Source organism: Nocardia acidivorans NBRC 108247 (assembly GCF_001625085.1).
Lineage (GTDB): Bacteria > Actinomycetota > Actinomycetes > Mycobacteriales > Mycobacteriaceae > Nocardia > Nocardia acidivorans.
Window position 1 is genome coordinate 1 of the sequence record NZ_BDAW01000065.1, and the last position, 8,936, is coordinate 8,936.

Consider the following 8,936-nt stretch of genomic DNA (forward strand, 5'->3'; position numbering starts at 1 on the left):
CGGGCGGCGCGGTAGGCGGCTTCCTCGGCGGCGCCTTCTAACCCAGCGCCCGCGGCCGGTCATCCCCGCCGCAGCCGCGGCACACTCATCGCGAATTCGCCTGGCGCAGGCACTTTCTCGTCTGCGATCCGCCTCAGAAGAGGGTGGGTTCGCCGAAACCGGGGGTGCGCTCGATTTCGAGGAGGCGCTGTTTGGTGGTGATGCCGCCGGGGGCGGAGAAGCCGTGTAGGGCGTGGTCCGCGGCCAGGACTCGGTGGCAGGGGACTATCAGGGGGATGGGGTTGCGGCCCAGGGATTGGCCTACCGCTTGGGCTCCGCCGGGGGCGCCGATGCGGTTGGCTATATCGCCGTAACTGAGGGTGTGGCCGGGGTGGATAGCGCGCGCCACGGCGTAGACGGCGCGGTCGAAATCGTTGAGGGGGCTGATATCCAGGCGGATCCAGTCCAGGTCGTCGAGGTCACCGGCCAGGTGGGCGCGGATTTTCTCGATGGCGGTGGCGATTTCGGGGGTGGGTGCCGCTTCGCGAATGTCGAAGGTGCGGTGTTTGCGCAGGATATAGGCGCGGGTGGACTCCGGGTCGCCGTCGGGGAGGGCGAAACGCAGCACGCCGGCGGGGCTCCAGGCGATGGCGCAGGTGCCTATCGCGGTATCGAAGAGCGCCGCCGAGGCGAGCGGGCGGTCCGGGGGTGGCATAGGGCCAGTGTGCACCTGCGGTACGACAGATTCCGCACCTTCAGTCCAGTTGCTCAGAACTGGACTGCTTCTTCGCGGCAGGGGATTGTCGCCAGATCGGCCAGGGGTGAGCGGGTGCGGCGAACACGGCGTGCAACCCCCTCGGCGGGCGCGGCGTCCTGACGGGCGTAGGCGGCGGCGAGGTCCGAATACTGCCGCGCCCCTTCGTATTCCGCGACCGACCAGTCCGACATCGGCGCATGCGGCCGGTACCGCTCCAGCAGCGCGCCCCAACGCTCATCCGGCGTGGGAGCGAACCGGTAGACGATCCCGGCGAAGGCTGCGACAACCAGCAGGGAGATGAGCAGTGCGATCATTCTTCGATACTGGCCCGATCTGGACTTGAAGAAAATATCCAGTACCCGGATACTGGCCTTCATGGCAATACGAGTGATCGGCGCGGCCAGCCTCACACGCGACCTGGGCCGCTGGCGTCAGGACGAACCGGGCAGCGCACCCGCCGACGGGGCGCGGCGCAGCAGCCGCCCCGCCTACGTGGCGCTGGCGGAGAGCATTCGACTGCTCATTCACGACGGCCGCGCCCCGCTCGGAGTGGCCCTGCCCAGCGAACGCGATCTGGCCACCAGCCTCACCGTCAGCCGCACCACCGTCACCTCGGCGTACGCCCTGCTGCGCGAACACGGCTATCTGATCAGCAGACAGGGTTCGCGCAGTACGGTGGCGCTACCGCCGACCGTGGTGCACGACGGCACCAAACCCGCGCGCAGCCTGCTGGCCATGATGGCGCAGCCGGAACTGCCGACCATCGATATGACCTATGCCGCCATGGCCGCGCCCGTCGAGATGACCGACGCGTACACCACCGCACTGCAAGGACTTCCGACCTATCTGGGCACGCACGGTATGGACCCGGTCGGCATGCTCATGCTGCGCGAGGCCCTGGCCCGCCGCTATACCGAGCGCGGCCTGCCGACCGATCCGGAGCAGATCCTGGTCACCCTCGGCGCACAGCACGGACTGCGGCTGCTGCTCAATGTGCTCACCACCCCGGCCGAGCGGGTATTGATCGAGCATCCGTCCTATCCGAACGCCATCGAGGCCATTCGCGATGTGGGCGCGCGCCCGGTCCCGGTCCCGCTGCGCCCGGACGGCTGGGACCTGGATGGAATCCGCAGCGCCGCAAGGCAAACCGCCGCCAGCGTGGCGTATCTGGTTCCGGACTACCACAATCCGACGGGATTGCTGCTGCCCGCCGAGGGCCGCGCCGAACTCGCCGCCATCGCCCGCGAAACCCGCATGACCGTCATCGTGGACGAATCCATGGTGGATCTGCACCTCACCGATCACGAGATCATGCCGCCCGTAGCGGCATTCGCGCGCGGTTCGGAGATCGTCACCATCGGCTCGGCCTCGAAATCCTTCTGGGGCGGCCTGCGCGTGGGCTGGGTGCGCGCCAACCAGTCCCTGATCACCAAACTGCTCGGCACCCGCTCGACCATGGATCTGGGCACCCCGGTCATGGATCAGCTGGCGACGGTGCACCTGCTCCAGCACGCGGACCAAATCCTCACCGTGCGAAGGGAACAGCTCCGTTCCCGCCGTGCGGCCCTGCTGGACGCCCTGGCCGAGGAACTCCCCGATTGGCGCGTCTCCCCCGGCGCGGGTGGCATGTCCCTGTGGGCTCAACTCCCCGCCCCGGTCTCCAGCGCACTGGCCGCCACCGCCCCCAACCACGGCGTATTACTCGCCGCCGGACCGCGTTTCGGCGTCCAGGGCGCATTCGAACGCTTCCTCCGCCTCCCCTTCACCCATGAGGAGGCCGACATCCGCCTGGGCGTCAAATCCCTCGCGGCCGCGTACGCCTCGCTGACCCCGCACGCCGCCGAGCCCCTGGCCCCGATGACCTGCTACTGAGGCCCGAAAAGCACCGCCCCCGCCGCGATTTCGCGACGGGGGCGGATTGCTCACGGGGAGAACGCCGTTCAGCTCAAAATGTCGTGGCGCACGATGGTCTGATCACGACCCGGGCCGACGCCGATGCAGGACATGCGCGCACCGGAGAGCTCTTCCAGACGCAGGACGTACGCCTGCGCATTGGGCGGTAGCTCTTCGAAGGTGCGCGCACCGGAGATGTCCTCCCACCAGCCCGGCATCTCCTCGTAGATGGGCTTGGCGTGGTGGAAATCGGTTTGGGTGGTGGGCATTTCGTCGAAACGCTCACCGTCGATCTCGTACGCGACGCAGATCGGGATGGTGTCCAGGCTGGAGAGCACGTCCAGCTTGGTGAGGAAGTAGTCGGTGATGCCGTTGACGCGCGTGGCGTAGCGGGCGATGACCGCGTCGAACCAGCCGGTGCGGCGGGCGCGCCCGGTGGTGACGCCGACCTCGCCGCCGGTCTTGGCCAGGTACACCCCGGACTCGTCGAAGAGTTCGGTCGGGAACGGGCCGGAGCCGACGCGGGTGGTGTACCCCTTGAGGATGCCGAGCACGGTCTCGATCTTGTTGGGGCCGATGCCCGAACCGACCGCCGCGCCGCCCGAGGTCGGGTTCGACGACGTCACATACGGGTAGGTGCCGTGGTCGACGTCCAGCAGGGTGCCCTGCGAACCCTCCAGCAGCACAATCTCTTCGCGCTCCAATGCCTGGTTCAGCAGCAGGCGGGTGTCGGAGATGCGGTGTTTGAAGCCCTCGGCCTTCTCCAGCACCTCGTCGACCACCTGCTGCGGATCCAGCGCACGGCGGTTGTAGATCTTCACCAGCACCTGGTTCTTGAATTCCAGTGCGGCCTCGACCTTCTGGGTGAGGATCTTCTCATCCAGCACATCGGCGACGCGGACGCCGACGCGGGCGACCTTGTCCTGGTAGCAGGGGCCGATGCCGCGCCCGGTGGTGCCGATCTTCTTATTGCCGAGGAAGCGTTCGGTGACCTTATCGATGGCCACGTGGTACGGCATGATCAGGTGCGCGTCGGCCGACAGCAGCAGGCGGGAGGTGTCCACGCCGCGCTCTTCCAGGCCCGCGAGTTCGGTGAGCAGTACGCCCGGATCGATCACCACGCCGTTGCCGATGACGTTGGTCACACCGGGGGTGAGAATGCCGGACGGAATCAGATGCAGTGCGAAGTTGTCGCCGTTGGGCAGCACCACGGTGTGACCCGCGTTGTTACCGCCCTGATAGCGCACAACCCATTGGACGCGGCCACCGAGCAGGTCGGTCGCTTTGCCCTTGCCCTCGTCGCCCCACTGGGCGCCGATCAGCACGATTGCCGGCATGAGAAGACTCCTACGGGTTCGACGCGCAGCATCGGTGATGCTGCAGCTACCCGCCGTCAGAAGGCGGTGGCCGGAGGCACAGTCTAGTAGATGCTCGAATACGCCCAGGTTCGCGACCCGGCGCGGGACGAAACCGACGTAACGGGTGGGCTTCGAAGGCGGCGGCGCAAATGAACCGGGGCTATGGTGACACGGGGAGCCGGGCCGGTAAGCGGGTCCGCAGGAGCGCAGCGAGGCGATGGTGTTGTCAGGTCAGAGGAGGGTGTACGGCAGTTGAGTACCCATGTTCTCCGCTGCGACGGCGCACCCGTACCGATCGCGCTCGCTTCTCTTCCGCTCACCCAGACCTCGGCCATACCGGATACGAATGTGCTGGACGAGTTGCTGCCCGTCATGGCCGCGGACAGTCTGCCCCGGCTCATCGTGCTCGGTGAGGACGCCGGGCTCGCCGCGGTGCTGACCCATCTGATGCGCACCGAACGCCTCGGCGTCGAGATCGGCTATGTGCCCGTCGACCGCACCTACGGTTCGCGCGCCTACGAGACCGGCACCGGTTCGGCCGCCGCCAAGCGCGCGCTCGAGGGCAAGCCGCGCGAGACCCCGCTCATTCGCGATGACACCGGCAAGGTGCTGATCGGCCGCGCCACCCTGGTCGGCGAGGCCGGGGAGAAGCTCGAAGGCGAAGCGTACGTGGACGACACGCGGTTGTTCACCGGTAAGGTCGCGGCGCTGCTGGTGTCACCGACACTGGAGATGCCCGGCCTGCACGCGAGCGCACAGCGCGGGATCCTGGGCAAGAAGCGTTGGGCGCAGGGCCGGGCCATGCAGCTCGGCACGCGTGGCGCCATCGTCACCCGCGACGGCATCACCACCGATAAGCCGGTGCGGCGCTCCACCTTCTACCGGCATCATGAACCCTGGCTGCTGGTCCGCTGACGTTCACCCGGTGCGTCCGGGTTCCATACAAGGAGTCCGATGAGTTCTCCCCGTGCGATCGGCCGTGCTTCGGGGGCGGTGCGGCCCAGTCCGGTATTCCTGCTCGTGGTCGCGATCGCGGTGGCGGGCGCGGTGATCGCCTGGACCGCCGATGTGCTGTCCAACCAGGCCAAACTCGGGGTTTTCCTGATGGTGGTGGCGGGCTGGGTGGTGTCCATCTGCCTGCACGAGTTCGCGCACGCGTTCGTGGCGTGGCGGGCCGGGGACCGCGAGGTGGAGCTACGCGGGTATCTCACCCTGAACCCGCTGAAGTACAGCCATCCGCTGCTGTCGATCGGTTTGCCGCTGCTGTTCATCGCCATCGGCGGGTTCGCGCTGCCGGGTGGCGCGGTGTACGTGAACTCGAACAGTTTCAGCGCGCGGATCCAGCGGATGCTCAGCGGTGCGGGTCCGGCCACCAACGCGGCGTTCGCGGTGGTGCTGCTGGTGATCGTGAAGCTGTGGGGCAGTTCGGCTTCGCACGCCGCGTTCTGGTTCGGGCTGAGCTATCTCGCCTTCCTGCAGATCATGGCGACCGTGCTGAATCTGATCCCGGTGCCGGGAACGGACGGGTACGGAATTCTGGAGCCGTCGCTGAGCTATCAGACGCGGCGGTCGATGGATCAGATCAAGCCGTACGGGATTCTGATCCTGGTGGCGCTGCTGTTCGTGCCGCAGCTCAATATCTTGTTCTTCGACGGGATTCGCGCGCTGTTCGAACTGTCGGGCGTGCCGTCGTTCTGGTCGGACAAAGGGTCCTGGCTGACCCGGTTCTGGCGCTGACAGTTGTGTGGCCGGGCCGCCCCTCGTCAGCCCGGCCATGGCGAGAAATTATCGGCGCGCACACCCGCGAACCCGAGTAGCGCACTACTCGAATTCAATCGATCGGCGTCACATAGGGATTCGCGACGGTCGGCGGCAGTAGTGCGATCGAGGAGAGCCTGCGCATACCGCACACCTGCATGAGATCGACCACGATCGAGCGCAGTTGGGCGAAGACCACGTGCGCGGAGATGCCCGCACCGTCGACCAGATCCTTGGTCGCGCCCTTGGCGACCGTGCGCAGGACGCGGGTGGCCTCGGCGGCATCGGGTTGATCACCCGGATCGGCCAGGACCATCTGCCGCACCACATCCACCGCGTCGCCGAGCCGCTCGACTTCCAGAGTCAGTCGCGGATCCAGGATTTCGTCATCGCGCACGAGAGAAAGCGCCCGCCGCAACAGGACTCGGGTATTGCGGACCGCATTGTCGAGGGGGTCCGCCACTTCGCGCAGGCGCTCGAGCCGGGCGCGCGAATTCCAGTACAGCGGTGAGATTCTGCTGATCTCCCGCCCGCCCTCGAGGGTGGAGCGCAGCGTGTCGAGGCGGGATTGGGTGCCGCGCACCGCCTCCAGCGCGTTCTTGATCTTCTCGGCATCGTGTTCGAGCAGTCCGTCCGCGCAATCGGTGAGGGATTTGCCCATGACGCCGAGAATGTCCGCGGCCTGCTGTCTGGCGCGGCGCACCGGATGCAGGGGCAGCGCGGCCACCACCACGATGCCGACCATGCCGCCGACCAGGGCGTCGATAATGCGCAGGTGCGAGGCGCCGCTCTCCGGCGGGATCAGCGTGGCCACCAGCACCGCCGAGGAGGCCGCCTGCATGGTGATCACCGGTCCGCCGTCGAGGAAGACGGCCGCGCACATGGCGAAGACGACCAGGATCGAGATCTGCCAGACGCCCGTCCCCACCCGGGAGACGAACAGATCGCCGATGCCGATGCCGACCGCCACGCCGACGATCAACTCGACCGCCCGGCGCAGGCGCGCCCCGAACGACACCCCGATGGAGATCATGGCCGCCATCGGCGCGAAGAACGGCTGCGGATGGCCGACGACGGTGTGCGCGATGAACCAGGCCACGCCCGCGCCGACCGCGCACTGCACGATCGGCAACAGCGAGGAGCGGACCCGCGCGACCGCGGTGCGCATGCGTGCCACGCCGCTGTCCTTGGCGGCGTCGAACGTGGTGCCTAGGCCACTGGTCAAGGTGTCAGTCGAGGCCGAGTTCGGCGGCCGCGCGCGGATCGCAATCCTCGAGCAGGTCCAGGCAGCGGGCGTACTCGTCGGTCTCGCCGATGGTGCGGGCCGCGCGGGCCAGCGCGCCGACGCTGCGCAGGAATCCGCGATTGGGTTCGTGGCTCCACGGCACCGGGCCGAAGCCCTTCCAGCCATTGCGGCGCAACAGGTCCAGGCCGCGGTGGTAGCCGGTGCGGGCGAACGCGTACCCGGCGAGGGTGTCCGCGTTCACCTCGTCCTTACCGCGTTCGAGAGCGCCTTCTGCCAGGTGGGCCCAGGCGATGGAGGCGGTCGGATGCGCCGCCGCGACCTGCACCGGGTCCTTGTTCTCCAGCAACGCGTCCTCGGCGTCGGTGTTTTCCGGGAGCAGTACCGGCTGGGGTCCGAGCAGATCACCGAAGGAGGTCATGCCGATCATTCTGCACCGACTATCGGAATGCTCAGTAGGCTGACCGTCGAATCACAGTTCCGCCGAAGCGAGGGGTAGCGCGTGTCCGACTCGAACGACGACCAGCAGCCACAGGATCCTGCCGGGCAGGCAGCTCCGGGCAAGGACGCCGAACAGGACACCCCAGCCGCACCCGAAACCGCTGCCACCGAGGTCATTCCCACCTCCAAGCCCGGTTTCGCCACCATCAAGTACGAACCGGCGCAACCCCCCGACGGCCCGACCGCCCGCATCCCGGCGACCCCGCGCCCCGCCGACGCGGCGGGCAAGGGTGACGCATCCGGCGCGCCGGAAAAGGGTGCGCCGCCACAGCGCAACCTCCCCCCACACCTGGGAGGTCCGGCACAGCAGAGCCCCCGGCCGGCACCGCAGGACGCCCCGCGGCAGGACGAAGCCGCGCAGGCCGCCGCTCCGGCCGGTGTGCAGCCCCCCGCGCGGACACAGCCCAGCGCCCCGGGCGGCTCCGGAAATCCGCCGCCCTCGGCGGATGTCACCACCGCGTTCAAGGTCGTTCCGCGCGCGGACGCGCCGAATCCGCCGCAGCGGGCCGCGGGTCGACCGGGCAGCGATTCGACGGCACAGTCGAATAACACAGCCGCGCAACCGGGTTCGCTCGCGGATCGGACCGATGCCGCCCGTGCGGACAACTCGGCCGTTCCGGCCGCAGTGCCCGGCGCGGCAGCGGCGAACGCGGCTGGTGGACAGGGTGTTTCGGGAAGCGGCCAGGCCGGGACGACAGCGAAGGATGCGTCCGCCGACGCGGCCCAGCGCGCGGCGGATGCGGGTACGAACCGGGACGCGGCGGGTCAGGCCGGAGCGCAGGAGTCGGGTTCCGCGCAGGGCGATCCGGGCGCATCGACCGGAACGGATGAGAAGTCCGCGGCTGAATCCGAAGGCGGCACGGGCACTCCCGGGCAGGACGCGGGGTCCGACGGTGACGCGGATTCGAAGACCGTTGTGATGAAGCGGGTTCCGGTGGCGGATGACGCCACCACGGCGCTGCCGATCGTCACCGGCGGGCAGCAGACCGAGAAGATGCGGGTTTCCGGGCCGCAGGGGCGGGCCGTGAGCAAGCCGCCCGCATCGCCTCGGATGAATCAGGGGCCGCGCAATGTGGGGCCGCGGGTCAGCTCGCCGGAGCAGGCGGGACCGAACGGTCCGGCGGGGCCGGTTGAGGAGACCCGGCCCGCACCGCCGCGCCCGCCGCATGCGCCGCGCCGGCCGGGCAGTGCGCCCTCGCCCGCCGATATGCAGCCGACCGCGCCCGCCGTCCCGATTCGCGGACCCCGTGCCATGCCGCCCGGACCGCAACGTGTCGGGGCGGGCGCGCCGCAGGGACCCGGCGGACCGCAGGGGCCGAACGGGCAGGGTGGGCCGCACGGACCGGGAAACCAGGGCGGACCCGGCGGACAGGGCGGTCCCCAAGGACCTGGGAACCAGGGCGGCCCCCAGGGACCCGGGAACCAGGGCGGCCCCCAGGGACCCGGG

Annotated in this window: 8 protein-coding genes and 1 pseudogene; 4 read left to right on the forward strand and 5 right to left on the reverse strand. The window is 68.9% G+C overall.

Annotated elements, in window-relative coordinates:
* Positions 1 to 133: 133 nt before the first annotated feature.
* Both NA10_RS28070 and NA10_RS28075 read right to left on the reverse strand, forming a co-directional pair.
* Positions 134 to 694 carry a methylated-DNA--[protein]-cysteine S-methyltransferase gene (locus tag NA10_RS28070; protein WP_067573263.1) on the reverse strand — a complete coding sequence of 187 codons (561 nt, stop codon included), beginning with the start codon at positions 692 to 694 and terminating at the stop codon, positions 134 to 136.
* A gap of 53 nt (positions 695 to 747) precedes the next feature.
* The gene (locus NA10_RS28075; protein WP_067573265.1) at positions 748 to 1,050 is read right to left on the reverse strand and encodes a hypothetical protein; all 303 of its coding nucleotides are present in this window, start codon (positions 1,048 to 1,050) and stop codon (positions 748 to 750) included.
* A 61-nt stretch (positions 1,051 to 1,111) separates the two neighbouring features.
* Between NA10_RS28075 and yczR the strand changes: the two genes are divergently transcribed.
* A complete protein-coding gene (gene yczR / locus NA10_RS28080) occupies positions 1,112 to 2,608 on the forward strand; it encodes a MocR-like transcription factor YczR (RefSeq protein ID WP_067573272.1) in 1,497 nt (498 codons plus the stop codon).
* Between the two features lie 68 nt (positions 2,609 to 2,676).
* On the opposite strand, the gene NA10_RS28085 is transcribed toward yczR, so the two are convergent.
* Positions 2,677 to 3,966: an adenylosuccinate synthase gene (locus tag NA10_RS28085; RefSeq protein WP_067573266.1), complete on the reverse strand. Its 1,290-nt coding sequence runs from the start codon at positions 3,964 to 3,966 to the stop codon at positions 2,677 to 2,679.
* Between the two features lie 273 nt (positions 3,967 to 4,239).
* Between NA10_RS28085 and NA10_RS28090 the strand changes: the two genes are divergently transcribed.
* A complete protein-coding gene (locus NA10_RS28090; RefSeq protein ID WP_067573268.1) occupies positions 4,240 to 4,902 on the forward strand; it encodes a hypothetical protein in 663 nt (220 codons plus the stop codon).
* Between the two features lie 39 nt (positions 4,903 to 4,941).
* Complete coding sequence (locus NA10_RS28095) at positions 4,942 to 5,724, forward strand: site-2 protease family protein (protein WP_067573270.1); 783 nt, start codon at positions 4,942 to 4,944, stop codon at positions 5,722 to 5,724.
* 94 nt (positions 5,725 to 5,818) lie between these two features.
* Here the strand turns inward: NA10_RS28095 and NA10_RS28100 are convergent, their stop codons facing one another.
* Both NA10_RS28100 and NA10_RS28105 read right to left on the reverse strand, forming a co-directional pair.
* Positions 5,819 to 6,913 carry an FUSC family protein gene (locus NA10_RS28100; RefSeq protein ID WP_067573274.1) on the reverse strand — a complete coding sequence of 365 codons (1,095 nt, stop codon included), beginning with the start codon at positions 6,911 to 6,913 and terminating at the stop codon, positions 5,819 to 5,821.
* A 61-nt stretch (positions 6,914 to 6,974) separates the two neighbouring features.
* A complete protein-coding gene (locus tag NA10_RS28105) occupies positions 6,975 to 7,409 on the reverse strand; it encodes a DUF3151 domain-containing protein (RefSeq protein ID WP_067573276.1) in 435 nt (144 codons plus the stop codon).
* A gap of 81 nt (positions 7,410 to 7,490) precedes the next feature.
* On the opposite strand from NA10_RS28105, the pseudogene NA10_RS28110 reads away from it, so the two are divergent.
* Positions 7,491 to 8,936: pseudogene (locus NA10_RS28110) on the forward strand (hypothetical protein); the annotation flags it as partial.